At 57.2% G+C, this 23,903-nt stretch carries 35 protein-coding genes; 16 read left to right on the forward strand and 19 right to left on the reverse strand.

Annotated features, from left to right (window positions below; genetic code table 11):
* Window positions 1–62: 62 nt before the first annotated feature.
* The gene (locus tag TAM4_RS07990) at window positions 63–1,202 is read left to right on the forward strand and encodes a site-2 protease family protein (protein WP_014122732.1); all 1,140 of its coding nucleotides are present in this window, start codon (window positions 63–65) and stop codon (window positions 1,200–1,202) included.
* Here TAM4_RS07990 and TAM4_RS07995 read toward each other — a convergent pair.
* Window positions 1,186–1,932: a hypothetical protein gene (locus tag TAM4_RS07995; RefSeq protein WP_014122733.1), complete on the reverse strand. Its 747-nt coding sequence runs from the start codon at window positions 1,930–1,932 to the stop codon at window positions 1,186–1,188. The two genes, TAM4_RS07990 and TAM4_RS07995, sit on opposite strands and share 17 nt — an antisense overlap.
* 55 nt (window positions 1,933–1,987) lie before the next feature.
* Between TAM4_RS07995 and TAM4_RS08000 the strand changes: the two genes are divergently transcribed.
* From TAM4_RS08000 to TAM4_RS08025, 6 genes are all read left to right on the forward strand, one after another.
* Complete coding sequence (locus tag TAM4_RS08000) at window positions 1,988–2,965, forward strand: TIGR00269 family protein (RefSeq protein ID WP_014122734.1); 978 nt, start codon at window positions 1,988–1,990, stop codon at window positions 2,963–2,965.
* A gap of 70 nt (window positions 2,966–3,035) precedes the next feature.
* Window positions 3,036–3,230 carry a TIGR04140 family protein gene (locus TAM4_RS08005; RefSeq protein WP_014122735.1) on the forward strand — a complete coding sequence of 65 codons (195 nt, stop codon included), beginning with the start codon at window positions 3,036–3,038 and terminating at the stop codon, window positions 3,228–3,230.
* A 62-nt stretch (window positions 3,231–3,292) separates the two neighbouring features.
* Window positions 3,293–3,637, forward strand: coding sequence for a hypothetical protein (locus TAM4_RS08010; protein ID WP_014122736.1), 345 nt, complete (start codon window positions 3,293–3,295; stop codon window positions 3,635–3,637).
* On the forward strand, window positions 3,627–3,863 hold the full coding sequence (locus TAM4_RS08015) for a hypothetical protein (protein ID WP_014122737.1): 237 nt from the start codon (window positions 3,627–3,629) through the stop codon (window positions 3,861–3,863). Before TAM4_RS08010 ends, TAM4_RS08015 begins: the two co-directional genes overlap by 11 nt.
* Before the next feature lies 1 nt (window position 3,864).
* Window positions 3,865–4,161, forward strand: coding sequence for a transcriptional regulator (locus TAM4_RS08020; protein WP_014122738.1), 297 nt, complete (start codon window positions 3,865–3,867; stop codon window positions 4,159–4,161).
* Window positions 4,154–4,777: a CPBP family intramembrane glutamic endopeptidase gene (locus TAM4_RS08025; RefSeq protein ID WP_014122739.1), complete on the forward strand. Its 624-nt coding sequence runs from the start codon at window positions 4,154–4,156 to the stop codon at window positions 4,775–4,777. The genes TAM4_RS08020 and TAM4_RS08025 overlap by 8 nt, the downstream gene beginning before the upstream one ends.
* Here TAM4_RS08025 and TAM4_RS08030 read toward each other — a convergent pair.
* The gene (locus TAM4_RS08030) at window positions 4,774–5,535 is read right to left on the reverse strand and encodes a hypothetical protein (protein WP_014122740.1); all 762 of its coding nucleotides are present in this window, start codon (window positions 5,533–5,535) and stop codon (window positions 4,774–4,776) included. The genes TAM4_RS08025 and TAM4_RS08030 overlap by 4 nt on opposite strands.
* Window positions 5,536–5,700: 165 nt before the next feature.
* On the opposite strand from TAM4_RS08030, the gene TAM4_RS08035 reads away from it, so the two are divergent.
* Window positions 5,701–6,321, forward strand: coding sequence for a hypothetical protein (locus TAM4_RS08035; protein WP_014122741.1), 621 nt, complete (start codon window positions 5,701–5,703; stop codon window positions 6,319–6,321).
* Window positions 6,322–6,325: 4 nt separating this feature from the next.
* On the forward strand, window positions 6,326–6,622 hold the full coding sequence (locus TAM4_RS08040) for a transcriptional regulator (protein ID WP_014122742.1): 297 nt from the start codon (window positions 6,326–6,328) through the stop codon (window positions 6,620–6,622).
* On the opposite strand, the gene TAM4_RS08045 is transcribed toward TAM4_RS08040, so the two are convergent.
* Entirely contained in the window at window positions 6,609–8,600 is a 1,992-nt protein-coding gene (locus TAM4_RS08045; RefSeq protein ID WP_148258664.1) for a DUF460 domain-containing protein, read from the reverse strand. The genes TAM4_RS08040 and TAM4_RS08045 overlap by 14 nt on opposite strands.
* Before the next feature lie 87 nt (window positions 8,601–8,687).
* On the opposite strand from TAM4_RS08045, the gene TAM4_RS08050 reads away from it, so the two are divergent.
* Entirely contained in the window at window positions 8,688–9,023 is a 336-nt protein-coding gene (locus tag TAM4_RS08050; RefSeq protein WP_014122744.1) for a hypothetical protein, read from the forward strand.
* On the opposite strand, the gene pcp is transcribed toward TAM4_RS08050, so the two are convergent.
* On the reverse strand, window positions 9,013–9,615 hold the full coding sequence (gene pcp / locus TAM4_RS08055; protein WP_014122745.1) for a pyroglutamyl-peptidase I: 603 nt from the start codon (window positions 9,613–9,615) through the stop codon (window positions 9,013–9,015). The two genes, TAM4_RS08050 and pcp, sit on opposite strands and share 11 nt — an antisense overlap.
* 60 nt (window positions 9,616–9,675) lie before the next feature.
* Here pcp and TAM4_RS08060 point away from each other — a divergent pair, with 60 nt between their 5' ends.
* Window positions 9,676–10,788 (forward strand): NAD(P)/FAD-dependent oxidoreductase, encoded by a 1,113-nt coding sequence (locus tag TAM4_RS08060; protein WP_014122746.1) that lies wholly within the window; start codon window positions 9,676–9,678, stop codon window positions 10,786–10,788.
* A 49-nt stretch (window positions 10,789–10,837) separates the two neighbouring features.
* Window positions 10,838–11,353: a ferritin family protein gene (locus tag TAM4_RS08065; RefSeq protein WP_014122747.1), complete on the forward strand. Its 516-nt coding sequence runs from the start codon at window positions 10,838–10,840 to the stop codon at window positions 11,351–11,353.
* On the opposite strand, the gene TAM4_RS08070 is transcribed toward TAM4_RS08065, so the two are convergent.
* From TAM4_RS08070 to TAM4_RS08135, 14 genes are read right to left on the reverse strand one after another with little or no spacing between them, the layout of a single operon-like run.
* A complete protein-coding gene (locus TAM4_RS08070; RefSeq protein WP_014122748.1) occupies window positions 11,350–11,790 on the reverse strand; it encodes a 4Fe-4S dicluster domain-containing protein in 441 nt (146 codons plus the stop codon). The genes TAM4_RS08065 and TAM4_RS08070 overlap by 4 nt on opposite strands.
* The gene (locus TAM4_RS08075) at window positions 11,787–12,773 is read right to left on the reverse strand and encodes a respiratory chain complex I subunit 1 family protein (RefSeq protein WP_014122749.1); all 987 of its coding nucleotides are present in this window, start codon (window positions 12,771–12,773) and stop codon (window positions 11,787–11,789) included. Before TAM4_RS08075 ends, TAM4_RS08070 begins: the two co-directional genes overlap by 4 nt.
* A gap of 5 nt (window positions 12,774–12,778) precedes the next feature.
* The gene (locus TAM4_RS08080; RefSeq protein WP_014122750.1) at window positions 12,779–14,056 is read right to left on the reverse strand and encodes a nickel-dependent hydrogenase large subunit; all 1,278 of its coding nucleotides are present in this window, start codon (window positions 14,054–14,056) and stop codon (window positions 12,779–12,781) included.
* A complete protein-coding gene (locus tag TAM4_RS08085) occupies window positions 14,053–14,619 on the reverse strand; it encodes an NADH-quinone oxidoreductase subunit C (protein WP_014122751.1) in 567 nt (188 codons plus the stop codon). The genes TAM4_RS08080 and TAM4_RS08085 overlap by 4 nt, the downstream gene beginning before the upstream one ends.
* Window positions 14,612–15,133, reverse strand: a complete 522-nt coding sequence (locus TAM4_RS08090) for an NADH-quinone oxidoreductase subunit B family protein (RefSeq protein ID WP_014122752.1) — start codon at window positions 15,131–15,133, stop codon at window positions 14,612–14,614. Before TAM4_RS08090 ends, TAM4_RS08085 begins: the two co-directional genes overlap by 8 nt.
* Before the next feature lie 6 nt (window positions 15,134–15,139).
* Entirely contained in the window at window positions 15,140–15,487 is a 348-nt protein-coding gene (locus TAM4_RS08095) for a hypothetical protein (protein ID WP_014122753.1), read from the reverse strand.
* A gap of 2 nt (window positions 15,488–15,489) precedes the next feature.
* Window positions 15,490–17,031, reverse strand: a complete 1,542-nt coding sequence (locus TAM4_RS08100; RefSeq protein WP_014122754.1) for a proton-conducting transporter membrane subunit — start codon at window positions 17,029–17,031, stop codon at window positions 15,490–15,492.
* Window positions 17,028–17,387, reverse strand: a complete 360-nt coding sequence (locus TAM4_RS08105; protein ID WP_014122755.1) for an NADH-quinone oxidoreductase subunit K — start codon at window positions 17,385–17,387, stop codon at window positions 17,028–17,030. The genes TAM4_RS08100 and TAM4_RS08105 overlap by 4 nt, the downstream gene beginning before the upstream one ends.
* The gene (locus TAM4_RS08110; protein ID WP_014122756.1) at window positions 17,384–17,818 is read right to left on the reverse strand and encodes a Na(+)/H(+) antiporter subunit B; all 435 of its coding nucleotides are present in this window, start codon (window positions 17,816–17,818) and stop codon (window positions 17,384–17,386) included. The genes TAM4_RS08105 and TAM4_RS08110 overlap by 4 nt, the downstream gene beginning before the upstream one ends.
* 26 nt (window positions 17,819–17,844) lie before the next feature.
* A complete protein-coding gene (gene mbhE / locus TAM4_RS08115) occupies window positions 17,845–18,141 on the reverse strand; it encodes a hydrogen gas-evolving membrane-bound hydrogenase subunit E (RefSeq protein WP_014122757.1) in 297 nt (98 codons plus the stop codon).
* Window positions 18,138–18,401: a hydrogenase subunit MbhD domain-containing protein gene (locus TAM4_RS08120; RefSeq protein WP_014122758.1), complete on the reverse strand. Its 264-nt coding sequence runs from the start codon at window positions 18,399–18,401 to the stop codon at window positions 18,138–18,140. The genes mbhE and TAM4_RS08120 overlap by 4 nt, the downstream gene beginning before the upstream one ends.
* Entirely contained in the window at window positions 18,398–18,769 is a 372-nt protein-coding gene (gene mnhG / locus TAM4_RS08125) for a monovalent cation/H(+) antiporter subunit G (RefSeq protein WP_014122759.1), read from the reverse strand. The genes TAM4_RS08120 and mnhG overlap by 4 nt, the downstream gene beginning before the upstream one ends.
* Window positions 18,766–19,029, reverse strand: a complete 264-nt coding sequence (locus tag TAM4_RS08130) for a cation:proton antiporter (RefSeq protein WP_014122760.1) — start codon at window positions 19,027–19,029, stop codon at window positions 18,766–18,768. Before TAM4_RS08130 ends, mnhG begins: the two co-directional genes overlap by 4 nt.
* Window positions 19,026–19,529, reverse strand: coding sequence for a monovalent cation/H+ antiporter subunit E (locus TAM4_RS08135; protein ID WP_014122761.1), 504 nt, complete (start codon window positions 19,527–19,529; stop codon window positions 19,026–19,028). Before TAM4_RS08135 ends, TAM4_RS08130 begins: the two co-directional genes overlap by 4 nt.
* A gap of 206 nt (window positions 19,530–19,735) precedes the next feature.
* Between TAM4_RS08135 and TAM4_RS08140 the strand changes: the two genes are divergently transcribed.
* The 3 genes from TAM4_RS08140 (at window position 19,736) to TAM4_RS08150 (ending at window position 21,180) form a co-directional block, all read left to right on the forward strand.
* Window positions 19,736–20,500, forward strand: a complete 765-nt coding sequence (locus tag TAM4_RS08140) for an NAD+ synthase (RefSeq protein ID WP_014122762.1) — start codon at window positions 19,736–19,738, stop codon at window positions 20,498–20,500.
* Window positions 20,501–20,607: 107 nt separating this feature from the next.
* Window positions 20,608–20,823 (forward strand): TRAM domain-containing protein, encoded by a 216-nt coding sequence (locus TAM4_RS08145; RefSeq protein WP_014122763.1) that lies wholly within the window; start codon window positions 20,608–20,610, stop codon window positions 20,821–20,823.
* Window positions 20,824–20,913: 90 nt separating this feature from the next.
* On the forward strand, window positions 20,914–21,180 hold the full coding sequence (locus TAM4_RS08150) for a ubiquitin-like small modifier protein 1 (RefSeq protein WP_014122764.1): 267 nt from the start codon (window positions 20,914–20,916) through the stop codon (window positions 21,178–21,180).
* Here TAM4_RS08150 and TAM4_RS08155 read toward each other — a convergent pair whose 3' ends face one another.
* The gene (locus tag TAM4_RS08155; RefSeq protein ID WP_014122765.1) at window positions 21,181–22,371 is read right to left on the reverse strand and encodes a CGP-CTERM-anchored Cys-rich protein; all 1,191 of its coding nucleotides are present in this window, start codon (window positions 22,369–22,371) and stop codon (window positions 21,181–21,183) included.
* A gap of 125 nt (window positions 22,372–22,496) precedes the next feature.
* Between TAM4_RS08155 and eno the strand changes: the two genes are divergently transcribed.
* A complete protein-coding gene (gene eno, locus TAM4_RS08160) occupies window positions 22,497–23,789 on the forward strand; it encodes a phosphopyruvate hydratase (protein WP_014122766.1) in 1,293 nt (430 codons plus the stop codon).
* Window positions 23,790–23,903: the final 114 nt, after the last annotated feature.

A 23,903-nucleotide genomic window follows, 5' to 3' on the forward strand; every position in this document is an offset into this window, starting at 1 on the left:
CCCACCAAGGATTAACTTTTATAAAGCGGGGCCGGTATTTAGGTTAGCGGAAGGTGTGAACTATGGTCAGCACGCTCATCATCGTCATAGCCGGCATAATGGCCTTCTGGGCGATCGTCTACGTGGCATTTGGCAGGAGGGAGAATGAAAACGAAGAAGAGGGAATCGCCGTCGATCTGTTCGTGATAATGTGGAGAACGAAGAGGGTGCTAGGCTTCATAGACCGGCTCGCCTCAAGGGGAAGGAAGTTCTGGAAGGTTTACGGCGACGTTGGAATAGCCCTTGGATTCCTGGGCATGGCCTTCGTCTTCTACGCCCTGCTCAAGACCGCAATAGCAACCATCCAGACCCACGGAAAGCAGGCTGGGGTACAGCTCGTCATCCCCGGGCTGACCATTCCCCTCTGGTACGGCCTGATCGGCCTCGCGGTTGTTATGGTCGTCCATGAACTCAGCCACGGAGTGGTGGCGAGGGCCGATAGGCTTCCTCTAAAATCAGTGGGCCTGGTCCTGTTCTTCGTGATCCCCGGGGCCTTCGTGGAGCCCGACGAGGAGGAGCTCAAAAAGGCCCCCCTAAGGACGAGGCTCAGGGTCTACGGGGCCGGTTCGCTCGCCAACCTCCTCGTGGCCCTGCTCGCGCTCCTCATCATGAACTTCGCGCTGACGCCACTCCTCCAGCCCGCTGGAATAGAGGTGGCGGGCGTTATAAGCGGCTCTCCTGCCTCGGGGGTTCTCGAGAGGGGCGACGTTATAGTTGCCATAAACGGCACCGCGATAAAGACGCTCGAGGACTTCGAGAAGTTCATAAACACGACGAAGCCCAACCAGACCATCGCGATAACCGTCCTGAGGAACGGGGAAGAAAAAACCGTGGAGCTGAAGCTCGGTGCAAGGGAGGACAACCCCAAGAAGCCGTTCATAGGCATATACCTCGGCCAGCACTACAGATCGAGGATAGGGCACGAGAACGTGGTGTTCCCGCTGTTCTTCTCGTTCTACTGGATATACTTCCTGAACTTCGGAATAGGCCTGATGAACCTCTTCCCGCTGGTCCCCCTCGATGGGGGGAGAATGCTGGACGACGTGCTTAAGGAGTACCTTCCTGAGGCGATCGCGAAGCCGCTAAGGTACGCCGTCATCGCCATCGGGCTGACGCTGCTCGCCCTCAACCTCTGGCCGGCCCTGCTCAACCTGGCCCGCTAGACTGGATGCATATCCTTCCCTTTTTGAAGCGGAACGTTCCGGTGGAGGGCTCGAAATCGGGGAGCAGGGACTTGAGGACTGTTAGCTCCTCAACCCCGGGTCTGCCGGTGGGCCTCGTCTCCAGTATGTGCTCGGCGTACTGGGATATCCACGACAGGAACCTCCTGGAGACCCTGTCACGGTTTATAAGGAACACGTTCAGAACCCCCTCGTGGCCGGGCCTCTCGGAGCCTTCCCTAAGGGCCATGTTCCGCTTTAGTATTCTCATGGCGTTTTCCTCGCCGAAGGTCTCGACGAAGCCGTCCACCGTAACCGTCAGCCCGATCCTCCTCGGCCTGTTGGCTATTATCTTGGAGTAGAGGGCCAGCATCTTGGGGAGGTACGTGCCGCTGTCCAGCTGACCCAGGTAGTAAACGAAGGGTTCGTTGAGCTTTACCCCGTTTACGGAGCCAAAAACGTCCACGACCGCCAGCCTGCCAGCCCTTCCGAACTCCTCGAGGGGAAACCTAACAGCGAGCCCGTACTTTTTGAGGAGACTGTAGGGCATGGAGTAGTTGGTGATCATCCCGAACCAGTCCCGCTCAAGGAACCTCCGGAATATCTCAACCCCCAGCGCCCATCCGTAGGAACCTGTATCGTAGATAATCAGCAGTATTCCGTCGTCCATTAGGCCCCCGCCGAGCATTTTATCGAGGGGCCCGATCTCGGTCTTGAATACCTTATACTGCATTTCGATCACTATGGGGGGCACCAACCTTTTTAAAAGCCTTTTCTTAGGGCAACCCATGCCAGCGGTCTGCTCCAAGTGCGGTCGTCCAGCGGTCTACCACGCGCGCTACACCGGTCGCTACTACTGCCACAAGCACTTCAACGAGATGGTCGAGAAGAAGTTCAAGGAGACCGTCAAAAAATACCGCCTCATCGAGAAGGGCGAGAGGATAGCGGTCGGGGTCAGCGGGGGAAAGGACAGCGTAGTTCTGATGCATCTCCTGGCTAAACTCCGAGAGAAGTTTCCGTTTGAACTCGTCGCGATAACCATAGACGAGGGAATAGCCGGTTACAGGCCTCCAAGCGTTGAGATAGCGAAGAGGAACGCGAAGAAGCTCGGAATAGAGCACCGGATATATTCCTTCAAGGAATACATCGGCTTCACCCTCGACGAGACGGTTGAGATAATGGGGAGCTTCGAGAAGGGAGAGCGTGTTGGGGCGTGCTCCTACTGCGGCGTCTGGAGGCGCTGGCTCCTCAACTACGCGGCCAAGGACGTCGGGGCGGACAAGCTGGCCGTCGGCCACAATTTGGATGACGAGGTGCAGATGTTCATAATGAACATCCTCCGGGGCGATATAGCGAGACTGGGAAGAACTGGCCCCTACTACGAGGAAATCCACCCCGAGCTCGTTCCGAGGATAAAGCCCCTCCGAGAGATTCCCGAGAAGGAGATTGTCCTCTACGCGGTTCTGAACAACATTGAAGTTGACCTGAGCGAGTGCCCCTACGCGGTCGAGGCCTTCCGTGCCGAAATCCGCGACTGGCTCAACGAGATGGAGGAGAGGCACCCCGGCACCAAATATCAGATACTCAGGAGCTACGACAAGCTCTTCCCGCTTATAGCGAAGACCTACACCAAGAGAACGAGCGAGCTGAACCGCTGTAAGATATGCGGTCAACCCACAACTGGAGAGATATGCAAGGCCTGCCAGTTCCGCCTCCAGGTCGAGAGGAAGGCGAGGGAAAGGGGGCTGACGTTCAGGGTTGAGTAAACTGAACAGCTATTTATAAAGACCTGTTTAGTATACTGAACAACCCATTAAACTTCACCGGGTGTTCCCCGTGATTATCGAGACGGCCGTTCCCTTTGAGGAGCTCGAGGAGATAAGGCGAAAGAGCGGGGCGAAAGTTAGCTTAACCCTCCTCGAAACCACCGAGAGGAACGGGATAGTCCTCAACCTGGTTCTCCTGGAAGGCCCTCCCTCGGAAATCGAGCGCTTCATGGAAAAGCTCCGCCTGGCGAGGGCCGGCGGTTAGTTTGCGCCCCAAACTTCCGGGCGGGTATTTAAGGAGTTAGGAGAACTTTTCTTGGTGAGAGTATGGAAGAGCTGAGTGAGGCGCTCAGGGCTGTGGAGCGGGAGCTGAACCTCGCGAGAAAGGCGTACAGAGCGAGCGTTTTCCTCTACTGGGCGTGGGCGATGCCCGGGGTTTACCTACTCGCGCAAATCCTGTCAAAGTACGCTGGAATTGGTGAAGAAAGCGCAATCCAGTGGCTTTCGCTGGGGGCAGTAATAGGTTTCATCGCCGAGGAGCGAAAGGCTTTCAGAAAGGTGATCCAGCTAGAAAAGGCTCTCGGAAGGGTTGAAAAAAACACCCAGGGGATACATCCTCGCACAGGTTATCGTGTGGCCCCTCTCGGCCCTGATTGCCAGCATGTATGCTGAAAACGACGGCCAGTGGATGCTGGTCTTCATAGGGCTCGGCCTGCTCCTCCTCACTGGCGTTGAGTTCGCGTTCACCGGAAAGAAGGACTGGAAGACCGCTCTGGCAGGGCTGATAATACTCCCCTCGACGACGCTCTGCACGGGCTTTGGCTACGCGGTTACGGTGATTGCCTTCGCCTTCTCGCTGACGGCTTATCTCCATTTGAAGGTGGCAATAAGGGAGTGATATGCTCGAAAAGCTCGCGGGGCTCTCGAAGTCACCGCTAGGCAATCCGACGAGGTTGGCCATAGCGCTCTACCTGCTGTCCAGGGAGAGGGCAACCTTCGCGAGCCTGAGGGAAGCCTTGAAGCTCACCGCCGGAAACCTTGAGTTCCACCTGAAGGCGCTTGAAGAGGCCGGGATCGTTAGAACCTACTACGGTTTCGGGAAGAGGCCAAGGAAGTTCGTGGAGATAACGGAGGAGGGAGTTGAAGAGCTCAGGGAAGTTATCAAAATCCTGAGAAAGGTGACCGGGGATGATTGAGTTCGCGGTTGCCTTACTCCTGTGGCTGTTGATTTTGGCCGCATCCACGGCCGTTGCCTCCCTAACCGCCAAGAAGAGGGCGAGAAAGGCCGGCTTCGCGATGCAGCTGACGATGTTCCTCCTCTCGCTTGCGGTGATCGAGCTCATTGGCGGACCGGGGAGGTTCGGTTTCGTTCCCGACTTCAGATACGTTCCTCATGCCCTCATCCTCGGCTTTGGAACGTCCCTCATCCTCAACCTGCTTGAGGGCAATCCCTCAGAACCGATGCCTGAGTTCATGCCCGAAGGGATTGAGAGATTCGTTCTCCTCCTCATCTTCGCCCCGCTGGGAGAGGAAGTCTTCACGAGGGGGCTCATCGAGGGCTATCTTTTGAGCTACGGCCACTTTTGGAGTGCAATACTCTTCTCGGCCCTGCTCTTCGCCCTGCCGCACTTGATGGCCTTCGAAGGAAACAGGAGAAGAAAAGCCGGAATAGTGACCGGAGCATTCATCCTCGGCTCGTTAGCCGGTTACCTTTTCGCCCTCGGAGGGATAACCCCGGCGATCGCTCTTCACTCCTCGGCGAATCTGGCGGGACTGACGGTTCTGAAGATCAAGGGGAAAGCAGAGGATTAATCGTACCTCCCGGGCTTCTCTATCTCGACTCTCCCCCTAACGAGACGGAAGATGTAACCCTCTGCGCTCGGCTCAAAATCCGGAAGCGGGGAGCTCCTGACGAAGAACCTTTCAACGCCCGGGTTCTCTGTGGGCTGGAACTCGATGACGTACTGGCTGTAGAGGGCCATCCACGAGACGAGCTCCTCCGAGGCGCGGCTCCGGTTGAGGAGGAATATGTTGAGGGGCCGCTTTCTCTTTTCCGAAATCCTGGCGCGCTCCTTGAGGGCCATGAGCCGCTGAAAGACGCGGATGAAGTTCTTCTCGCCGAGGAGAAAGGCCATTCCATCGACGGTGACGTCTATCCCAACTGGCCGTCTGTCACCGATCCGCTCCTTGAGTATGCGCCGGTAGAGCCCGTTGTACTTGGGGAGGAAGGTGCTCCCGTCTATGGTCGGGTCGGTGTAGACGTAGTCCTCCGCGTACTTGAGGCCGTAGAAGGAGGAAAATATGTCCACGACCGCGAGGTCGCCCCTTCTTCCGAGCTCGTCGATGTCGAAGTTTACGGCCTTGAGCTCCATGCGGAGGGGCGTGATCGGGAGAACCGAATCGAGTATTACTCCGAAATCGCCCATACCAATTCTGCGCCTCAGGATCTCAAAACCGAGGGCCCATCCACGGGAATAGGTGCTGTAGGTTATCAGAAGGTTGCTGTCCTCGAGGAGACCCCCTCCCAGGGCCTCGTCGAGCAGGGGAACACCGGTACTCAGTACCTCCACCCCGATCACCTGTATAGGTGATCATGCGTTAAAGTATTTAACACTAACTCCCCAAAGTGTTCAATGAAAAGGCCTTAGATGGTACTCCCAGAACATTGTGTTCTGAAATTCAGAGAAACAACCGGCTAAATAAGGGTGTTGACGTAACATTATACGGTGGGGAAGATGGAGGATGTTAGGGAACTCAAAAGCGTCCTTGAGAGAGTTGAGGGCAGACTGATAGCGGCCGGGAAGTTATACGGGGCGATGAACTTCGCGGTGTGGCTGGCAATAATGCTCCTGTACTACGTCATGCTGGGTCTTTTCCAGCCGGACTGGAGGTTTAACTTCCTCTACTGGCCCTTAGGCTTCGCAGTTGCGATGGCCTTTACCGGGAGGATATGGGGAAGGCTCAAGAGGCTCGGGAGGGTTACAGGGAGGGAGATCGAGAGCTCTCCCCTCGCAGGGATCCTCATAGGACTCTCCTGGGCAACCGGCATCGTACTCGGCTGGATCATCGTTCCGGGCCTGAACCCAGGCGTCACGGAGGAGGCCAGCCTCGCAACCGGATTCCTTACCTTCATAGCCTTTTCAGTCTTCGCGATGTGGCTCGTCATGGCGGGCTTCAACCCCAAAAACGGCGAGCGCGAGATAATTCCCGCGTTCCTGATCCCCGCACTCGGAATACCACGCTCCACCGGCATGGCAGAGGGAGCCATAGTCTGGGCCGGTTTCGTCGTGGCCGCGGGCTTTTCCCTGACGATCCTCTGGTACCTCTACTCGGCCTTCAGAGCAATAGAGCGGTGATAGGATGGAACATCTGAGGGAACTCACGAAAAACCACGTCCTCGGGAACCCCGTAAGGCTGGGAATCATGCTCTACCTCCTGCCCAGAGGAAAGGCCCTATTCAAGGAACTGCTCCAGGTGCTCGAAGTAACGCCCGGGAACCTCGACTCCCACCTGAGGACACTTGAGAAAGCCGGCTACGTAAAGCTCTACAAGGTCTTCGCGGACAGACCGAGAACCGCGGTAAGGATAACTGAGAAAGGGGCCGAAGAAACGGGGAGGTATTTGAAGGCCCTGAAGGAAGTCCTCAACGGGCTTTAGTCTCCTCCTCGGCCTTTCTCCTGAGCTCCTTTATGCGCTCAATCCGATACTCCTCGACCAGCTTGAGGAACTTCTCCGCTTCCCTCTCCCTGTCTTCCTCAGCCCAGCGCTCTAACAGCTCATCGATTGCCCTCTCAAGGGTCTCGCGCTCAACGACCGCGAACTCGTCAACGCGCTTGACGTCGAGCTCTTCACTCGTGAAGAAAGGAACATGGGCCTCGCGGAGAACCTCCCTCACCGGCCCCGGAAGGGGCTTCTCTGTTATCAGAGCCCTTATCCCCTTCTCTACCAGCTCCTCCGCTATCGCTTTTCCGGCCCCTGCAGGATTAACGACGAACAGAACGTCGCCCCTCCTCAACCCGACCTCACGCTCAATCCTCTCAAGCTCGCGCCAGCTGAGGACTCTGAGAACTTTCAGCGGAACCGCGCTACCGCGGATCTCAACCACGTTCATCCTCTTGACCTTGACCAAATCCCTGCTCAGCCTCTCAATGACCGCTTTAGCTTCCCTCAGCTGTTTTTCAAGGACCTCTATGCGCTTCACCTTCGCCTCAAGCTCCCTCTCGCGGAGGACCTTCCGCCTTACCTCCTCGTCGTAGTCCGCTATTCTGCGCTCAAGCCTCTCGATGGTTCTCCTCTGCTCGCGGATTATACCCCTGAGCTCCTCGTTCTCCCTCTCAAGGAGCGCTATCCTCTCCTCAAGCTCGCGGATTTTCCTCACGTAGGGCCTGACGTCCACGCTCGCCTGCTCCTCTGGCTCCTCTTCCCTCGGCCTCTCGCGCCTCGCGACCTTCTGCATGGCCTCGCCGAGGTTGTAGCCCTGGATTACAAGGGCCTTCACCTCGTCGGCCCTCTTGCTCAACCCCGCCTCGCGGAGCTTCGCCTCGACGTGCTCAAGCTTGGGCTTTAGGCGAAGGTAAGCCTTGTAGGCGGCGGCCAAGGCGTCGCGCTGGTGGTCGTCATCGACCTTGATGCCGAGGCTCCTCAACAGCTCGTTCTTCTCCTCAACCCTTAAGCTCTCCCGCGGGACGAAGAGCTGGGCCTTGAAGGAGCGGGCTATCTTCTCGACGAAGCCCGGGGCCGGGGAAACGTCCGTTGCCACGACAACCGGGTGTCCAATCTCGCTTATGAACCTGAAGACCTCGCCGACCGGCATGTTCCTCTCGCTGTAAAGCGCTATCACGTTGCCGCTGAGGTCTATGACCGCTATTCCAACCGTTATCCCAGGATCTATACCAACGATGACGCTCTTCCTTTCCCTCACGGCCTCCTCACCCTTAAGCGGGGCGAAGCCGAGCTCTGCCCTCTCAACCGGGTAAATCCTGACCTCGACGTCGCCGCCACGCATCGGCCTTACCAGTCCGGCCAGCTCCTCTCTGCTCGCGTAGATTCTGAACTCGCCCCTCGCCAGGCCGTAGTCCTTCTCCTCGATCTCGAGGTCGAAGGGAATGTCCGCCCTCTTCAGCCTGTCCTCTATTTCCCTCACCTTGTCGCGGACGAGGTTGTGAACGCGCTTTCTATACCTGTCCTGGCTCCAGCCGCCCTTCCCGTGGCTCCTGCCCCTTACAACTTTGACTATGACCTCATCCTCAAAGGCCAGAACCTCATAGCCGACTCCTTTACTCGCGAGCAATGCGGAGAGTTTGGCCTCTTCATAGGGGTCGAACCTGTCGGTCGTTCTTATCCCGTGCTCCCTCGCGAGGCTCTGAAGGCTTCTCTGCTCACCGGGCCTTCCCGTTACCTGGACGAGCTTCGTGCCCGGCGGAAGGGCGCGGAGGAACTTCCTCAGGTCGTCGCCGAGCTCGGTAACGCTGTCTACCGCCACTATATCTGGCCTCTTCGCCCGGATGAAGCGGATTAAGCGGTAGAGGGTGAACTCACCCTTTCGCTCAAGCCTTCCGTTGTACCAGCTCACGACAGCGAAGCGCTTCGGGTTCTCGCCGATGACGTCAAGACCGACGATGAGAATGAGCACCACCTCTTAATACGGGATAAGGGGAGGGCTTTAAAAAGTTGCCACCAAAACGGTTATCTAATCCAACGCCCAAAGCCAATCGGTGGTAACATGAAGATGAGGGTTGTCTTCGACAAGGAGTACGACGTTCTCACTGGGGTGTACCGCGTCAGGGTCAGGGAGCTGGAGTTCGATGAAGAGCTGGAAAACGTCCTCAGCGGGGTGGATCCTCTGATCAGACTTGGGGAGGAAGAGATAAAGCTCTCGGAGCTCAGGGAGAAGGTTTTCGAACTCAAAAACCGCGAGGACGCGGAGAAAATAATGAGCGAAATAAGGGGAGCCCTGATAGAGACCCTGAGCTCACTCATAGCCCGCTTCAAGGAGGCCCAGAGCTTCAACGGCTCGGTGGTTTACGAGATCGACTTCAACGAGCTGTTCAGGGAGTAACGAGCAGCTCCAGCGCTTTCCTTATCGCCTCGTTTATCGTCTCCTGCGCCATCGACGGCCTCGGCTTCTCGAGGGCCTGCTCGTGGCTGAAGGGCACGTGGATGAAGCCCGCTTTCGTTTCCATTCCAGAGACGGCTATCGTGTGAAGAGCTGTGAACATCGCGGTGTTGCAGACGTAGGTTCCGGCAGTGTTGGAAACGCCGGCCGGAATCCCGGCCTTCCTCAGGGCCTTTACAACGGCTTTTACCGGTATCGTGGCGAAGTAGGCATCTGGAGCGCCCTCGAATACCGGCTCGTCCTCCGGCTTAAAGCCGTCGTTGTCCGGCATAGTGGAGTCCATCACGTTTATCGCGACCCTCTCCACCGTTACGTTCGGCCTTCCGCCTGCCTGACCGGTCAGCAGGACTATATCGGGCCTCTCCCTGGAGATTAGCCTCGGCAAAATTTCTCGAACCTTGTTGAACGAGACCGGCAGCTGAACCTTCAGGAGCGTTGCTCCGTTGAGTTCGTCGGGAAGTGCCTTAACGGCCTCCCAAGATGGGTTTATCTGCTCACCGCCGAAGGGTTCGAAGCCAGTAACCAGAACCTTCATGGGACCACCGGAAAGGGTAGGTTTTTAGGGTTTAAAAGCTACTCCGGGCGAGGGGTGAGGATGAGGTACGACGTGCTGATCATCGGAGGTGGCCCCGTTGGCAATTACCTGGCAAAACTCCTCGCGGGAAAGCTGAACGTCGCGGTCGTTGAGAGGAAGAGATCCTTCGGGGGGAAAGCGTGCACCGGTATAATCGGGAGGGAGAGCTTCGAGAGGCTCGGATTTCCGGAGAAGGCCATAGTGAACTCCCTCAGGGGCGCAACCTTCCGCTCAAGGATACGGGATTTCGAGATAAGCCGGAAAGATGCCCAGGCCTACGTGGTGGACAGAAAAACCCTGGAGAGAAAGCTCGCCGAGGATGCCGTGAAGAGGGGAGCGGATTACTTCGTTGGAACGACGTTCGTGGGATTCCGCGGCGGAAGGGCGAGGCTCCAGCACCTGAAGGAAACCTTTGAGGTGTCGGCGGATGTGTACGTTGGAGCCGATGGAGTGGCCAGCACCGTCGCGAGGGAAATCGGGGCCAAGAGCAGCGCGGAGTTCCTCAAGGGCTTTGAGGTAGAGGTTCTCGGGGAATTCAGGCGGGACTTCGTGGAGGTCTGGGTGGACAAGGAGCTCAACCCCGAGTTCTTCTACTGGGTTGCCCCCCTGAGCGACGACGTTGCGAGGGTTGGGACCTTCGGAAGCCTCGAAGCCCTGAACAGGTTTCTCAGGGTGAGGGGCCTAAAGCCGACCGCGATACTCGAGTTCAAGGCGGGAACCGTTGGCCTCGGGTGGAGACGGCCCTGGATCAGGGGCAACGTCGCGCTCGTCGGGGATGCGGCGCTCCAGATAAAGCCCACCACGGCCGGGGGAATAGTTTTCGGCGCAATCTGCGCCCACCATCTGGCGAGGGCGATACTGACCGGAGACCTCTCAACCTACGAGGCCTCGTGCTCTCAGATAAAGAGGCAGATCTCCTTCGGACTGAAGGTGAGGAAGGCCTTCAAGGGGCTGAACCAGGAGGGCATCGAGAGGATCTTCGAGGTGCTCTCAAGCAGGGAGGCGATTGAGGTCATAGAGGAGCAGGCGGACTTCGACGATCATCTGCGGACGTTCAAGGCCATCGCAAAGCGGCCCCGCCTCCTCGCTAGCCTGCTGCGGATAAGCCCCTCACTCATAAGGGCCCTCCTTTGACCGGAAGTTTTATCGGGGTGGAAAGACTAGGTAGGGTAAGGTGGTGGACATGGGCGTTGAAATCCTCGAACGCATCAGGAACCTCGACGAGAGGGAGCTTTTGAGCTACTGGATTAGGGGCGAATACGAGGAGGCCGAAACCTACTGGAAATTAGCGGAGAGGGCAAAGGAGCTGGGCCTTCCGGCGGAGGTCTACGAAACGTTCAAACAGCTCGGCGACGAGTCCAAGGGACACGGCGACGAACTCTACGAGATCTACCGGCGCGAGTACGGGGACGATCTGATTGAGGTCAACGTTCCCAACGTTGAGTCCCTCAACGTCCTCGGCAAGTTCTGGAAGGTCGAGGACCTCGGCGACGTCCTGAGGATAGCCCTCGAAAGCGAGAAGCTGGCCGAGACGATTTACAGAAAGCTGGCCGAGGAGTGCCGCGACGAGAAGCTCAGGTCAATCTACCTCCGCCTGGCCGACATCGAGAGGGGCCACTACGAGAGGCTCAAGGCCCTCGCAAACAAAATGGGTGTTGAGCTCGACGTGGAAAAGGAGTGTGAAAAGGAAAGCAGTTAGGCTTTCTTTTCGGCCTTCGCCTTCTCGGCTTTGGCCTTTTCCTTGGCCTTCTTCTGCTCCTCAAGTTTCTTCCGTATCTCCTCGATTTTCTCCTCCTTCAGGGGAATGAACTTGTCGTCGTAGTTGTCGTAGCTCGCTAAGAGGAACTCGTCACTCATCTGGAGCGCTCCGGTCGGGCAGACGTCGACGCACTGGGCGCAGTAAACGCACCTTCCAGTCCACAGCGCCACCTTCCTGATGTCGGGCAGGTAAACGAAGACCCCCGCCGGGCAGACGGTGACGCACATTCTACAGCCAACGCACTTGTCGACGTTGTACTTAAGCTGGCCCCTGAAGTTCTCGGGAACCGGCACCGGCTCGGTCTTTGGAAAGAGGTTGGTCGCTGGCTTCCTGACGAGGTTCCTGAGCACCGTTGGAACGAGTATTGGCGCCCTCACATTATCACCTCCATCGCGAGGAGGAGCGAGCCGACGAGCGAGGCCAGGAAGACGTTCTTCCAGAGGAAGTCCACCGCCTGGGTTATCTTCAGCCTTCCTGTTACTGCCCTGAAGACGCTTCCGACGACGAAGAGCAGGATGAAGACCTTTAGTGTGTGGAAGAGCAGGTTGACAACGTCCGCTGAGAGGCCGGTTAAGTGGCCCGCTATTCCCCAGGGGAAGAATATCGCGACCACCAGGGAAGCCGCTATGTAGGCCTTCAGAGCCTTCGTCAGCTTGAGCAGTGCCAGATAGCGCCCGCTGTACTCGACGAGCAGTCCCTCGGCTATCTCCTCCTCCGCATCTGGTATGTTGAAGAACCCGACCTCTATCTCGCTCGCCAGCCAGACGCAGAAGACGTAGAGGAGTATTATCGCCCCCACGAAGCTCATTGGCGTTCCTATTTCCCAGATGTTGTGCTGGTAGAATATGCCCATGCTGAAGGGCTTGTCAACGCCGAGCTTTCCGAGGCGCCACATTATCGCAAAGATTGCCAGCATCATTGCCGGCTCCCTGGACACCATTATCGTCGCTTCCCTCGCCGCTCCGATTTTCGCGTAGGGACTGCCTGAGCTTATCGCTCCAACTATCTTGAAGAAGCTGATGAGTGCCAATAGGTAGATGAAGACGATGACGTCGCCCTTGCTCGCTAAAATCGGGGTGAATCCCATCGGCGTGTAAGCCAGGAGCGCTATCGCAGTTGCAAGTGCCAGAACCGGGGCCGCTCTGAACATGTAGTTTGCCGTGTTCGGGACTATTGTTTCCTTGCTCATCAGCTTGAGGAAGTCGTAGAACGGCTGTATCAGCGGTGGTCCAACGCGCCTCTGCATTCTCGCAACTAACTTCCTGTCTATTCCCTCCCAGAGGAGCGAGGCCAGTGAGACGAAGCCGTAGAGCCCGAGCAGGCCTGCAATCGGGTAAACTATGCTTCCCATCACGTCCATGAGCATCACCTCGAACAGCCGAACCCCACAGGGGTTGGGTCTCCCTTCACGTCGGGATTAATCTCGCGCGTCTTCTTTATCGAGGCCTTCAGGAGGTCCTTTTCGGTCAGGATTCTCTTCTTTCCGTCTTCAACGACCGCAACTCTGTCGGTACAGCTCAGGCACGGGTCTATTGAGGCAACAGCGACCACGAAATCCGCGACCTGGTCGCCCTTAACACCCTCGGCAACCGCGAAGAGGTTCGGGAACGTCGGCTCCCTGGGCTTCCAGCGGAGGGGCTTGTCGCTTCCCTTCTTTCCGCGGACGTAGTGAATCAGCTCACCCCTCGGGGCCTCGTACCTTCCAATGCCCTCTCCGTCCACCATTATCCTGAGCTTGGCGACGAGAACGTTGTCCTTGGGGAAGGTCTTGATTTTTCCGTCGGGCATCTGGTCGAGGGCGTGCTCGATAAGCTCCAAACTCTGCCACAGCTCGCCCACCCTTACCGCCATCCTGTCGAATACGTCTCCCCTCGGCCTCTCCCCGGTAACGTCCTGGGGCATGACGGGCTTTATTCCCAAATCTGGATAAACGCCGAGCCTCTCGCTCCAGCGCGCGTCGTCGCGGATTCCGCTTCCCCTTCCCGTCGGACCGACGGCTCCCTGTTCCAGCGCCACGCGCTTGCTTATAACAGCAGTGTCCCTGAAACGGGCCTCTATCGTCGGGTCGTGGAGGAAAATATCTTCAATCTGCGGGAAGACCTCCTTGTAGTACTTTATCATGTCGAGAATTATCCGCCTCCTCTTCTCGTCGATGTCCCTCCTGACGCCTCCGATGGTTACCATCGAGTAGTTGACGCGGTTTCCAGCAATTGCCTCAAGCGTGTCCATGACCTTTTCACGGGCGAGCCAGGTGAGGTGGAGCACGGTATCGTAGCCTATGTCGTGAGCTAAAACGCCGAGGTTGAGCAAATGACTGTGAATCCTCTCGAGCTCGCCGACGATTACGCGGATGTACTCTGCCCTCTCGGGCACCTCTATTCCGGCCGCTTCTTCAACGGCCCTCGTGTAGGTGTGGTTGTGGGAGAAACTGCATATCCCGCACATTCTCTCGGCCAGATACATTATCTGGACGTAGTTCCTCCTGAGGGCTATCCACTGGATTCCGCGCAGGTTATAACCGAGCTTGACGTCAACGTCAACTATCCTCTCGCCGTCGAGGGTGAGTATGAACTTCTCGGGCTCCTCCAGACCGGGGTGAATCGGACCGAAGGGTATCTTGACCCAGTATTCAACCTTTGTCATGCTTTCTTCCCCCCTTTCAGGTAGTACGGATGCCCTGCGTTGTGCACCATCTCCTCGGGAACGCCCTTGTCGTCGAGGCGGAGTGGATAGATTCCTTCGGGGAAGTCGTCAGGCAGGAAGAGCCTCCTCTTGTCCGGTGCATTTTCAAAGTCTATTCCGACCATCTCCATTCCTTCCCTCTCGAACTGGAGGGCTATCGGAAATATATCGCTGATGTCGGGGAGCGTTGGGTCGTCCTTCGGCGCGTGGACGTCAACTATGAGCGATACCGCCGGTGCGTCATCGTAGTAAATCACGAGATGACTGAGGAAGCCCAGCTCGTTCCCCCAGTCCTGCTCGATGCCTATCGAGTAGTGGGCCTCGCCGTCAAGCGTTTTTATGAACCTCATCAGCTCGCGGTAGCTTTCCCTGTCGATTCTCACCCAGACCCTCTCGCGCCCCCACTTGTTGGTCCTGACCTCAACCTGGGCGTTTGGAAAGCGCTCCGCTATCGCCTTCGCGACCTTCTCGGCTTTGGTTGGTTCTTTAACCTCGTTCGCCTCGTTAATGGGATTATCATTCATGTTCCTCCCCTCCCGGGACTTCTCCTTTCAGGATTTTAGCCAGCTTTTCCAGTGCCAAAACAACCCCATGTAGTATCGCCTCCGGTCTCGGCGGACAGCCCGGGACGTAAACATCCACCGGAATCACGTTGCTCAGCGGTGCGTTGGTGAAGGGGCTCTCGTAGAACACGCTTCCGCCCGTTGGGCACGAGCCGACGGCTATGACTATCTTCGGCTCTGGGGTCTGCTCGTAGACGAGCTTGACCCTCTCAAGGCTCTGGTTGGTTACGGGCCCGGTTACGAGGAGTATGTCCGCATGTCTTGGACTGCCGACGAGCTTGACTCCGAAGCGCTCCGCGTCGTAGCGTGGCGTTAGAGCGGCTATTATTTCGATGTCGCAACCGTTGCACGAGCCCGTGTTCACGTGGAAGACCCAGGGGGATTTCCCGATGTAGCGACACAGCTGGGCGATTCTCTTCTCAAGCCTCTCGCGCTCCGATGAGTTTGAGTTGTTGGCGGGAACTGTTATTGCCATTCCCATTCACCCCCAGATGAGCAATACCCCCATCACGAAGGCCGTAACGATGACGAGGTAGCTCACGTAGTCGGTCAGCAGTCCGGTGTGGTCGGCCTTGAGGACGGTGAAGAAGCGCTTGAGTGCGTAAGTTAGCCCCCACATGACGTTTCTTCCCGTGTAGTGGCCCTCAAGGTGCTCGAAGCCTGGAATAACCTTGTCCGGGTCCTCACCGCTGATGAATATCTTCGTCCCGTCGCCAACTTCTTTCGTTCCCATTCCGCTCCTCTTCGCCCACTGGTCGAGGAGATACGCTAAGATGAGTCCGACGATGAAAACGAGGACGAAGTAAAGGGCATCCCAGTAGCCGAACATCTTCACGCACCTCCCAGGACCGCGCTTATGTATGCCAGCTGGTTCTCAAGGGCCTTGACAGCTGGAATCATGACCTTGTCGCTTATCTGCCAGGGGAAGAGTCCCATGACGACTATCGCGACTGCGAGGATTATTATGGGCCAGAGCATGCTTCCCTCGGGGTCTCTGGCCTTCATGACCCTCTCGTTCGGCCTGCCGAAGAAGGTGTAGAGCACCTTGACATAGGCGGCGGTACAGAATGCCGTTCCGATTATCGCTATCGCGCCGAGTATCGGGTTGAATATCGCCGAGCTCTCGTAGATGAGCCACTTGCTCGCGAAGCCGTTTAGCGGCGGCATTCCTATTATCGCGGCGGCTCCGATGAGGAAGGCGAAGGTGGTCTTCGGCATGGTCTTGGCCAGACCGCTCAGCTCGTTGAGGTCCCTCGTGCCGAGCTGGTGAATCACAACGCCCGCGATGAGGGAGAGGAGGGCCTTCATGAGGGCGTGGTTGAAGGTGTGGTAAATCGCTCCCGCCATCGCTATCTCGCCGGTCTGGCTTCCATAAGCGGCTAAGCCGATTCCGAGGCCCAGCAGAATGTAACCTATCTGGCCGACCGAGGAGTAGGCGAGAAGACGCTTCATGTCGTTCTGGATTACCGCCATCGCGTTGCCGACGATGAGGGTTATGCAGGCGAAGATTATGATGACCCAGCCGACTGTCTTCATGCTGACGCTGTGCCCGTAGATGCTAAAGAGTATCCTGGTTAAAGCGTAGATTCCGCCTATCTTTATGACGAGACCCGAGAGCATCGCGCTTATCGAACTCGGCGCGGCCGGGTGGGCGTCTGCCAGCCACATGTGGACCGGAGATGCACCGCTCTTGAAGAGGAGTCCTGCTATGAAGAGCGCCAGCGCGACCTTCGCCGTAACGGTTGGGTTCTGGGCGAGCTTAACAGCGAGATAGCTCATCGTCAGCGTTCCGTACTGGCCGTAGAGGAGCGCTATGCCGAGTAAGATGAACGAACTCGCTATCGAGCCGACGAACATGTACTTTATGCCGGCCTCGATGCCCTCCCAGGTGTCGTTTCTAAAGGCCACCAGCGCGTAGCTGGCGATGCTCATGATTTCGAGGAAGACGTAGAAGTTGAAGAGGTCGCCGGTTATCGCTATGCCCAGCATTCCGAGCTCGAGGATTATGATGAGGGTGTAGTACTTGTCGAGGCCGGTGTCGTGCTTCATGTAGCCGAGGGAATAAACCACCGCGAGGAAGCCCACGAGCGTTACCATGAGGACCATTATCGCGCCGAAGAGGTCGACCTCCCAGACTATCCTTATCGGGAAGTTAGCTTGGCCGAGCGGGCTCTTGGCTCCGAGGGTGTAGACGAGTATACCATTCTCCCAGACCGAGTAGAAGAGCGCCGAGCCCACCGCTAAGGTGGCGCCGGTGATTATGACTGCCCACGCCTCCCTCGCCTTCCTGCCGAGGAGGTTCACTATCGGCATCGAGAACGCTCCGAAGAGCGGGATGATTATGAGGTAGGGAAGTATCTCGTGCCCGTTCATCCCCTCAACCTCCTTAGAGCTCTCACGTCAAGGGTTCCGTAGTGGCGGTAGGCGTTTATCGTGAGCGCGACCGCGAGCGAGAGCACACAGACGCCGATGACTATGCTCGTAAGAACTAAGGCCTGTGGAAGCGGGCCGACCATCGGGTTTTTGAGAGTCTCGTAGCCGGTGTAAATCGGCGCGGTCGGGATTTCGTTGAGCTCTATGCGGTAGCCGAGGCTTATGAGGAGCAGGTGTATTCCGGAGTCTATGATGTCTAAAGCCAGAATCAGCTTGATGAGGTTCCTCTTCGCGAGGAAGGCATAAACTCCGAGGACTATGAGCAGGAAGGCCGTGATGAACTGAAACTGAATCATGACTTCCACCTCCTGTAGAGCGCTATCGCGGTCAGCGCGCTGACGAGGCCCGTGAAGACCTTAAGGCCGACGGCGAGGTTCATTATGGGCAGGAATCCGGCGGAGAGAAGCGTTCCTGGCTTTCCGTTGAAGAACGGGCCGTTGTGCCAGAGCGTGTTGTAGAAGAACGCCACTCCCATTCCGAGCATCGCCGCGCCGAGAAAAGCCAGGCCGCCGATTCCCTCAAGCGCGGAGTACAGGTTCTTGTTGTAGTGCTTTCTCATCTCATCGAGGCCGAAGGCGACGAGGAACAGTATTCCCGCTCCGGCTATCGTCGCTCCTCCCTGGAAGCCACCTCCCGGTGTCAGGTGACCGTGCATGACTATGTATGCACCGAAGATGCCTATCAGCGGGATTATTGCCCTCGCCGAGGTCTTGACGATGAGCCCCATATCGCTACCGCACCTCGGCCTGCAAGTCATGCCTCATCCCTCCTCCAGGGCCTCAGAAGAGCAATCGCGCCGGCTATGGCCGTGAACAGGACGGTCGCCTCTCCAATCGTATCGTAGCCACGGTAGTCGAACACTATGTCGGTGACTATGTTCATACCGCCGACTTCCTGGACACCGTGCTGGATGTAGTAGTTGTCGGTGTAGCGGAGGGCCAGCCACTCCTTCCCCCCTGGCCCGAAGACGAGGCCGTAGTTGGGGTTGGCTATGTAGAGCAGAACTCCGAGGATGAAGAGCAGTGAGAGGTAAGCGATTGTTCTCTTCACGGTTCCACCTCCCATCTCTCGGTCTTGGCTATGCCGTAAACCACAACTGCCGTAACCACACCGGCTCCAACCGCTGCCTCGGCTATCGCAACGTCCGGGGCGTGGAGCATGTAGAACTCAAGGCTGAGGAGCAGGCTCATCGCCGCGGACATGAGTGCAGCGGCGAGCAGGTCTCTAAAGCGAATCGTGAGGTAAGCCGTGATGAGAACGCCGATGAGGATGATAGCCTGAATCGCCATGTCAATCGTGAGGGCGTTCATTCCGCACCACCCCCGAGCTTCTCCTCGTAGGCGTCAACGACCGCTTTGGCCGGCTTGTAACCGCTCAGGTGCGCGGCTTTCGCTATTGCATGCGCTCCAACGGGGTTCGTGAGGAGGAGCGCCACGAGGGCAACGAGGCTGTGAAGGGCCATCTGGAGGTACTTGGGGTCGCCTGTAACGTGAAGCCGATAGAGGGCGTGGGTTACAACGGCCAGAACCGCGAATATCGTTCCGAAGGTCGTGCACTTGGTCGCTCCATGAAGGCGAGTGTAAACGTCCGGGAAGCGGATGAGGGCTATGCTTCCGAGGGTGTTGAACGTCAGACTGACCGCGAGGAAGGCGTAGATCAGATAGCTCACCGAACTCATCTCAATCCCCCCTGGAGGTAGCGCGCTATTACAAGGGTTCCAATGTAGCTCAGGAAGGCGTAGACGATGGCTATGTCGATGTAAATCGTCCTGTCGTAGGCCGCTCCGAGGAGAACCATTCCAGCGACGACGAGCGTGTTGAGCGTATCAACTCCCACGACCCTGTCCGGGACCGTTGGACCTATCATGGCCCTCAGGATGCAGATCAATCCGCCGATCGCTACAACCAGCGCCGCGTAAAAGAACTCAGGGGCGATCATTCTCCCAACCTCCTGGCCCACTTTTCGAAGGGTCCAGAAACCGGTTCGGAGTTTTCCGGCCTCTCAAGTCCGGGGGGGATGTTTATCCAGTGAACGTAGAGGGCCTTCTCATCGGGACAGGCGTCGATTGTGAGCGTTCCAGGCGTTAGCGTTATCGAGTTGGCCAGAATCGTGTACTGGGCGTCGTTTTCAAGCTCAACGGGGACCCTCACGATCCCTGGCCTTATCTTGCCCGTTATGACCCTGTAGGCAACGTCGAGGTTGGCCTTGACCATTCCCCAGAAAAGGACCGGAGCGTATGCAATTCCCAGAATCCACTTGGCAGGGTTGAGGAAGCGGCTGGCCCTTTCCCCGATCACGTCTTTCGTGGCGTATCCAACTATCGCCGCAAAGATCAGACCCGCTATTAGCTCCTGGCCGTTCCACAACATTCCCTTAGTCCCGGCCGTGAGTACGAGCCAGAGGACGTACGCAAAGAGGAAGGCAACCATGAAACCCATACACCTCACCCCAACTTTCAGTTTTAAACTCCCAAATTGCCCGATTTTCATTTATCCCCGTTCTAATTGGCTAAAAAGCTCTTAAAAGGCTTTTTCAAAGTTTAGAATTTGAAGCAAAAGTGGAGAACGTCCCGTTCTAAACCTATGGTGGAAATCCCAACCAAAAAAGGCTTAAGAGCGAGGGGGAACTTTCGAAGGGTGATCGGATGAGGAAGCTGGATTACGGGGAGGTAATCGAGAGGATCACCGCCTTCATTCGAGAAAAGGTCAACGAGGCCGGTGCAGGGGGTGTGGTGATAGGTATAAGCGGGGGAATAGACAGCGCCACGACCGCTTACCTTGCCGCCAGGGCCCTCGGGAAGGAAAAAGTTCTCGGCCTGATAATGCCCTACTACAAGAACCAAGACGTTGAGGACGCGAGGCTGGTCTGCTCCTCCCTCGGGATTGAATGCAGAGAGATAAACATCAAACCTATCGTTGATTCCTTCGTTTCCCAGCTCGGCTTCCAGCCCGATAAGAGAAGCCTCGGTAACATAATGGCCAGAACGAGGATGATAATACTCTACGCTCACGCCAACGCCAAAAACTACCTCGTCCTCGGAACCAGCAACAGGAGCGAGTTCCTGACGGGTTATTTCACCAAGTGGGGCGACGGGGCGAGCGACTACGCACCGCTCATAAACCTCTACAAGACCGAGGTCTGGGAAATAGCGAAGCTCATCGGCGTCCCCGAGAGAATAATCGAGAAGAAACCCACCGCCGGCCTCTGGGAGGGCCAGACCGATGAAGACGAGCTCGGCATAAGCTACCGCCTCCTCGACGAAATCCTCTGGCGCCTCGTGGATCTGAAGATGGAAAAGGGGAAGATAGCCGAGGAACTCGGAGTTCCCGTTGAGAGAGTTGAGTACGTTGAGAACCTCGTGAGGAGGAGCGAGCACAAGAGAAGACTTCCCCTCGGCCCCGAGTTTTGATTTCATTTTCCAAATGCAAACCTTTATATAGTCTCCCGGCAACTCAGCTTGGGACTCTTCTCGGAGTCTTTCGGAGGAGCCCCAATACTGGAAAGTTGGTGTTAGGTATGTATGGAGACAGATTTGGTGGATATGGAAACGAAGCCCCGGTCAAGGTTGGGGAGAGATACAGGGTTAAGATCGAGAGCCTTGGTAAGGGCGGTGACGGCATCGCCAAGATCAAGGGGTTCGTTATCTTCGTCCCGAACACCCAGGTCGGGGACGAGGTTGAGATCGTTATAAACTCCGTTAAGAGGAAGTTTGCCTTTGCTCAGGTTATCTGAGTTCAATCTCACGTCTCACGCCCTCACGGGCTTCCCTACTTTTTTGACAAACTTTTTTAGACCGCCTGAGAAGTTTAGCCGGTGATGGTCATGAAGGTCACGGTTAGGTACTTCGCCCGCTACCGCTCCCTCGTGGGCAAAGGGGAGGAAGAAGTCGAGCTCCCTGAAGGGGCGACCGTCAGGGACCTCATAGAAAAGATAAAAGAGCTACACCCCGTTCTCAGGAACGAGGTCTTCGCAGAGGACGACGACCTGGCGGACGTCAACGTATCGCGCAACGGACGCTACGTGCGCTTCGACGAGACCCTCAGGGACGGCGACATCGTGGCAATATTCCCGCCCGTGAGCGGGGGCTGATCATTTTCTCCTTCTCCCGATGACCCCCAGGGAGAGCAGGACTATCAGCCCGGGGCCGCAGACGGTTTTAATAGAGCCCGAAGCAGGTGTGGAGCTTGAGCCCGTGCGCTCGGGGGTTCCCTGCTGGGTTCCGTTGATCCCGGGTTCATCGGGCGACACGGCACTATCCCCGTTTCCGGTGTCCCAGTAGCCGCAGCCGACGGTGCGAATCAGCAGAGGATCCTTGCTCTCATCGTAGGGTATCCACGAATAAGTTCCGTTCTTCGTCTCGTACCAGCCGATGTGGGAGTTCCAGCCGGCGTTGCCCCACTCAGCGGCCTTCGCTATCTCCACGATGTCCTCCTTCGTGAGGCCCCTGATGACACCTCTGGATACCAGCTCTTCAAGGGCCTTCTCAACAACCTTCGAGGCGTTCACTTCTGAGGTACGGTAGGCCGGCCCCTCCTCGGAACGCGATTGAATCTCAACGCTCGTGCAGTTAATCCCCGTTGCCTTCAAAAGCTCCTCAACGGCTTCTCTGAGCTCGTCCGGATCCGGGGCCTTTCCAACGATCCCTGTGGGACCGGCCCGTATGACCCTCGATGGATCAACCCCATAATTCCTCAGGCACTTCTCAAACTCGGGGTTGGGCTTCCAGGAGCAGGTGCCGTTCACGCAGCCGCAGCTCGTGAGCTGGAAGCACTGATACCAGGGGGCGTAAACGCAGGGGGTAGCTATCCTGCCCACCACTACCTTCGGTGCACAGACCTCACCGGAGCAGCCGCCGGTGGCGCAGTCGGAATCTGATTTGCACTCCCAGCCCTGATTCGTGATCCGGAAGGTGGCGTTTCCCCTGATGAGCTCGCTCCCGTTGATGAGCCAGCCGCTCTCCCTGAGCTTTTCGAGGGCGTCAGATGTGAGCACGAGGGTTCCAGAGTAGACCCAGTGGGCGCCAAGCTGCCGGACGGTTGGGATCTCCACGCGGACGTGAAGGCCGTAACTCCCGTTCCACACCTTCAGCAGGAAAGTCCTCCCCTCGACATCTATCTCCCCGGGAACGCCTGGAGAGAGGTTGTACTCTATCCCGGGCTTATTGAGCAGGACCTCAACGGAGTAGAGATCGGAGGGGCTGAAGCAGGCCCCAATCGATCGGGCCGGGAGCATTGAGGCAATGAAAGCCACGATCACCAAGAGGGCGTACACCCTTCTCATCCTCCCCACCGTTAACCACTCCGGCATCATTTTATTTAAGCCCCCCGACGGCTTCAAACTGGCTTGAAGTGTAGCTTCAAAACGGTTATAAGAGAGAGGCGCTAGTATCACCCGAGGTGATTGAGATGGAGAACCCGTTCGAGATTACTGCCGTTATAGCGAGGGAAATCCTCGACAGCAGGGGAAACCCGACCGTTGAGGTCGAGGTCTACACGCCGGTGAGCGTTGGACGCGCCGCCGTTCCAAGCGGAGCGAGCACCGGAACCCACGAGGCGGTCGAGCTCCGCGACGGCGGAAAGCGCTTCCACGGCAAGGGAGTCAGAAGGGCGGTCGAGAACGTCAACAAGATTATAGCGCCAGAGATCATCGGAATGGACGTTACGTGGCAGAGGGACATCGACATGCTGATGATTGAGCTCGACGGCACCGAGAACAAGAGCAACCTCGGAGCCAACGCTATTCTGGGCGTTTCCCTCGCCGTTGCCAAGGCCGCCGCGAACGCCCTCGGGTTGCCCCTCTACCAGTACATCGGCGGAACCAACGCCTACGTCATGCCAGTTCCGATGAGCAACGTCATCAACGGAGGCGTCCACGCGGGCAACGAGCTGGACTTCCAGGAGTTCATGATAATGCCCGTTGGAGCCGACTCCTTCAGGGAAGGCATAAGGTGGGTTTCCGAGACCTACCACACCCTCAAGAAGGTCATAGCCGAGAAGTACGGCAAGAACGCGGTAAACGTTGGCGACGAGGGTGGATTCGCCCCGCCCCTCAAGGAGCCGAGCGAAGCCCTCGACCTCCTCACCGAGGCCATCGAGGAGACGGGTTATAAGGTCGGCGACGAGATAGCCTTCGCCCTCGACCCGGCATCGAGCGAGTTCTTCGACGAAAAGCTCGGCAAGTACGTCGTCGCCGGGAAGGAGTACGACAGGGGAGAGCTCCTTGAGCTCTACAAGGAACTCGTGAGCAAGTACCCGATAGTCTCGATAGAGGACCCGTTCCACGAGGAGGACTGGGAGGGCTTCGTCGAGATAACGAAGGAGCTCGGAAGGAAGATACAGATAGTCGGCGACGACCTGTTTGTGACAAACCCGAAGAGGATAAGGAAGGGCATAGAGCTCGGAGCGGCGAACGCTCTCCTCCTCAAGGTCAACCAGATTGGAACGCTGAGCGAGGCGATAGATGCAGCCTACACCGCCTACCGCGCCGGCTACGGCGTCGTGGTGTCGCACCGCTCCGGAGAAACGGAGGACTCGACGATAGCGGACATAGCCGTTGCCATCAACGCCGGCCAGATAAAGACCGGCGCTCCGGCAAGGAGCGACAGGAACGCCAAGTACAACCAGCTCATCCGCATAGAGGAAGAGCTCGAGGGGATCGCGGTTTATCCGGGCAAGAAGTTCCACAACCCGTTCCTCTGAAGCCTCCAGTTAGGGTTTTAACTCTCTCTTCTCATTTCATTTGGGTGCTTTGATGAAGGAAAGAAAGAAGCTCAGAAGTATCCAAACCCTCCCTTCTCATTTAAACACCGGAGG

The organism is Thermococcus sp. AM4, assembly GCF_000151205.2.
Taxonomy (GTDB): Archaea; Methanobacteriota_B; Thermococci; order Thermococcales; family Thermococcaceae; genus Thermococcus.

What these genes read in the sequence shown, in the direction of transcription:
- mnhG (WP_014122759.1), bottom strand. Translation starts at nt 18,769, where the DNA reads ATGAGTTCGGTGAGCTATCTGATCTACGCCTTCCTCGCGGTCAGTCTG.
- TAM4_RS08025 (WP_014122739.1), top strand. Translation starts at nt 4,154, where the DNA reads ATGATTGAGTTCGCGGTTGCCTTACTCCTGTGGCTGTTGATTTTGGCC.
- TAM4_RS08075 (WP_014122749.1), bottom strand. Translation starts at nt 12,773, where the DNA reads ATGGACGTGATGGGAAGCATAGTTTACCCGATTGCAGGCCTGCTCGGG.
- TAM4_RS08100 (WP_014122754.1), bottom strand. Translation starts at nt 17,031, where the DNA reads ATGAACGGGCACGAGATACTTCCCTACCTCATAATCATCCCGCTCTTC.
- TAM4_RS08095 (WP_014122753.1), bottom strand. Translation starts at nt 15,487, where the DNA reads ATGTTCGGCTACTGGGATGCCCTTTACTTCGTCCTCGTTTTCATCGTC.
- TAM4_RS08135 (WP_014122761.1), bottom strand. Translation starts at nt 19,529, where the DNA reads ATGGGTTTCATGGTTGCCTTCCTCTTTGCGTACGTCCTCTGGCTCGTA.
- TAM4_RS08105 (WP_014122755.1), bottom strand. Translation starts at nt 17,387, where the DNA reads ATGATTCAGTTTCAGTTCATCACGGCCTTCCTGCTCATAGTCCTCGGA.
- TAM4_RS07995 (WP_014122733.1), bottom strand. Translation starts at nt 1,932, where the DNA reads ATGCAGTATAAGGTATTCAAGACCGAGATCGGGCCCCTCGATAAAATG.
- TAM4_RS08020 (WP_014122738.1), top strand. Translation starts at nt 3,865, where the DNA reads ATGCTCGAAAAGCTCGCGGGGCTCTCGAAGTCACCGCTAGGCAATCCG.
- TAM4_RS08015 (WP_014122737.1), top strand. Translation starts at nt 3,627, where the DNA reads ATGTATGCTGAAAACGACGGCCAGTGGATGCTGGTCTTCATAGGGCTC.
- TAM4_RS08065 (WP_014122747.1), top strand. Translation starts at nt 10,838, where the DNA reads ATGGGCGTTGAAATCCTCGAACGCATCAGGAACCTCGACGAGAGGGAG.
- eno (WP_014122766.1), top strand. Translation starts at nt 22,497, where the DNA reads ATGGAGAACCCGTTCGAGATTACTGCCGTTATAGCGAGGGAAATCCTC.
- pcp (WP_014122745.1), bottom strand. Translation starts at nt 9,615, where the DNA reads ATGAAGGTTCTGGTTACTGGCTTCGAACCCTTCGGCGGTGAGCAGATA.
- TAM4_RS08035 (WP_014122741.1), top strand. Translation starts at nt 5,701, where the DNA reads ATGGAGGATGTTAGGGAACTCAAAAGCGTCCTTGAGAGAGTTGAGGGC.
- TAM4_RS08145 (WP_014122763.1), top strand. Translation starts at nt 20,608, where the DNA reads ATGTATGGAGACAGATTTGGTGGATATGGAAACGAAGCCCCGGTCAAG.
- TAM4_RS08120 (WP_014122758.1), bottom strand. Translation starts at nt 18,401, where the DNA reads ATGAACGCCCTCACGATTGACATGGCGATTCAGGCTATCATCCTCATC.
- TAM4_RS08050 (WP_014122744.1), top strand. Translation starts at nt 8,688, where the DNA reads ATGAAGATGAGGGTTGTCTTCGACAAGGAGTACGACGTTCTCACTGGG.
- TAM4_RS08040 (WP_014122742.1), top strand. Translation starts at nt 6,326, where the DNA reads ATGGAACATCTGAGGGAACTCACGAAAAACCACGTCCTCGGGAACCCC.
- TAM4_RS08090 (WP_014122752.1), bottom strand. Translation starts at nt 15,133, where the DNA reads ATGGCAATAACAGTTCCCGCCAACAACTCAAACTCATCGGAGCGCGAG.
- TAM4_RS08085 (WP_014122751.1), bottom strand. Translation starts at nt 14,619, where the DNA reads ATGAATGATAATCCCATTAACGAGGCGAACGAGGTTAAAGAACCAACC.
- TAM4_RS07990 (WP_014122732.1), top strand. Translation starts at nt 63, where the DNA reads ATGGTCAGCACGCTCATCATCGTCATAGCCGGCATAATGGCCTTCTGG.
- TAM4_RS08130 (WP_014122760.1), bottom strand. Translation starts at nt 19,029, where the DNA reads ATGATCGCCCCTGAGTTCTTTTACGCGGCGCTGGTTGTAGCGATCGGC.
- TAM4_RS08140 (WP_014122762.1), top strand. Translation starts at nt 19,736, where the DNA reads ATGAGGAAGCTGGATTACGGGGAGGTAATCGAGAGGATCACCGCCTTC.
- TAM4_RS08110 (WP_014122756.1), bottom strand. Translation starts at nt 17,818, where the DNA reads ATGGGGCTCATCGTCAAGACCTCGGCGAGGGCAATAATCCCGCTGATA.
- TAM4_RS08060 (WP_014122746.1), top strand. Translation starts at nt 9,676, where the DNA reads ATGAGGTACGACGTGCTGATCATCGGAGGTGGCCCCGTTGGCAATTAC.
- TAM4_RS08000 (WP_014122734.1), top strand. Translation starts at nt 1,988, where the DNA reads ATGCCAGCGGTCTGCTCCAAGTGCGGTCGTCCAGCGGTCTACCACGCG.
- TAM4_RS08155 (WP_014122765.1), bottom strand. Translation starts at nt 22,371, where the DNA reads ATGAGAAGGGTGTACGCCCTCTTGGTGATCGTGGCTTTCATTGCCTCA.
- TAM4_RS08150 (WP_014122764.1), top strand. Translation starts at nt 20,914, where the DNA reads ATGAAGGTCACGGTTAGGTACTTCGCCCGCTACCGCTCCCTCGTGGGC.
- TAM4_RS08010 (WP_014122736.1), top strand. Translation starts at nt 3,293, where the DNA reads ATGGAAGAGCTGAGTGAGGCGCTCAGGGCTGTGGAGCGGGAGCTGAAC.
- TAM4_RS08080 (WP_014122750.1), bottom strand. Translation starts at nt 14,056, where the DNA reads ATGACAAAGGTTGAATACTGGGTCAAGATACCCTTCGGTCCGATTCAC.